Genomic DNA, 2,207 nt, shown 5'->3' on the forward strand with positions numbered 1-2,207 from the left:
TGCACCTGCGCCAGGCCGACCCGTGCTCACCCAACTTTCCCGAGCCCGAAAACCTGCCAAGAACTTGACACGGGACAGTCCCACCCTCCGAGTTCGAGACCAACCACTGGGCAACCCTGCACAGCGAGCACTACCGTAAGAACCCGGTCCTCACCGAGGTCCGAACCACCTAACCGAGCCTCCACGAAACCCGGGGCGATTCACAGACCCAAGCCGGGGGCGAGGACAACCCCGACCTGCACCGAGTCGCCACCAGCCTGCACAGCAGCGGCCTGCTCGACGTGATCGAGCTACCAGCCTTCTCGGAGGAGGAGTTGACTGTTCTCGCCGGGTACCAGATGGACGCCTGGGCCGCCCACGACCGATCGAGTGCTGAAGGCGCGGTCGACCGGGCCAAGCTCAGAGCGATCGTCGATGAAGCCGACGGACGACCTGGGAGGGTTGCCTCCCTGCTCGGTCACGCCGCCGTGCGCGGGTGCCTGCTCAACCAAGATTCCACACTGCCAGACCTGGGACCGCTGGGCTACCGGACCGCTGTCGCGGGCCGGTGGGCATCGCTCCCGCTGGCCCAACGCGCCGCGCTGGCGCGCTTGTCCATCGCCGGCCCCACCAGTCTCGCCGAGTGGACCGACTCCAGCGACGTGGACGCGGCCCGCGCCAGCGGCTGGATCACCACCACCCAGGCCATGCCCGATGACCCTCGGCACGTCGTGTCCTTCCGGGCACTCGAGCTGTTCGACACCGTCGTCAGCCACCGCTACCAAGAGCTCACCCCAGAAAGCACCCATGCGCGCCAGCAGCACGTGGCCTCGGCCCTGGAAACCGTCTCGGTCGACGACGACTGGGAGAACATCCCACCCGCCGCCGCTCTCGCATCGCTGCAGCACCTGACGCGCACCTACCCCGACTTCCCCGACCACCTCGTCGCGGCCTGGCTACGGGCAACCCGCTCCACGGGCCAGGAACCCCTGGATCGCGACGAGATCGAGCAATTGGTCGCCCAGAGACGCCCGAAAGGTCAACTGCTGGTCGCGGCAGCCGACGCGATCGCCGACACGGGCGACACCACCAGACCGATCACCCTGTTCGCGGACGAGCTCGAACGCCTCGAACACCGGTACGGCGCCGGAGCCCCACAAACGTTGCCGGCATTGCACAACCTTGCCTCCGCCTGGGCCAGCCACACCAAGAACCTGCCCGGGGCCGAAGCAGCACAGGCGTACGCGACCACCTGCACGCTCTTCACCCAACTGATCCGCGGCTACGAGAAGAACACGACGGGCCCGACTCCCAACCGGCGCCTGCCAGACGCCCGCCTGGAACTCGCGCACTTCCACGACACCTTTGGCCGGGCATCGGCGGCTCACGACACGGCCCTGCCTGCGATTAACGAGTACGCCAAAGCCCTGCACCCAGAGCACCCCGCCACCCTGACCACCCGGAACAACCTGGCCGCCTGGCGCGGCCAAGCGGGCGATGCTCCCGGGGCCCTCACCGAATTGGAGGAGCTGCTCCCCGTGCGAGAGCGGGTCCTGGGCCCAGAGCACCCCGATACCCTCAACGCCCGGGGCAACCTGGCCGCCTGGCGCTGGGGGGCGGGCGATGCTCCCGGAGCGGTTACCGAACTGGAGGAGCTGCTCCCCGTGCGAGAGCGGGTCCTGGGCCCAGAGCACCCCGATACCCTCAACACCCGGGGCAACCTGGCCACCTTGCGCGGCCAAGCGGGCGATGCTCCCGGGGCTGTTACCGAACTGGAGGAGCTGCTCCCCGTGCGAGAGCAGGTCCTGGGCCGAGAACACCCCGGTACCCTGACGACCCGGAACAACCTGGCCTTTTGGCGCGGCCACGCGGGCGATGCTCCCGGAGCCGCCGCAGCCTTCGAGGAGCTGCTCCCCGTGGAAGAGCGGGTCCTGGGCCCAGAGCACCCCGATACCCTCAACACCCGGGGCAACCTGGCTCGCTGGCGCGGCCACGCGGGCGATGCTCCCGGGGCTGTCACCGAACTGGAGGAGCTGCTCCCCGTGCGAGAGCGGGTCCTGGGCCCAGAGCACCCCCGTACCCTCACCACCCGGGGCAACCTGGCCTTCTGGCGCGGCCACGCGGGGGATGCTCCCGGGGCTGTCACCGAACTGGAGGAGCTGCTCCCCGTGCAAGAGCGGGTCCAGGGCCCAGAGCACCCCGATACCCTCACCACCCGGGGCAACCTG

The 2,207-nt window shown here is 69.4% G+C and carries 1 protein-coding gene; it reads left to right on the forward strand.

What is annotated here, in order from left to right:
• Positions 1-281: 281 nt before the first annotated feature.
• Positions 282-2,207 (forward strand): tetratricopeptide repeat protein (locus Q0967_RS17240; protein ID WP_299451287.1); only part of this gene is annotated, 1,926 nt, incomplete at its 3' end.

This window comes from uncultured Serinicoccus sp. (assembly GCF_947500995.1).
Taxonomy (GTDB): Bacteria; Actinomycetota; Actinomycetes; order Actinomycetales; family Dermatophilaceae; genus Ornithinicoccus.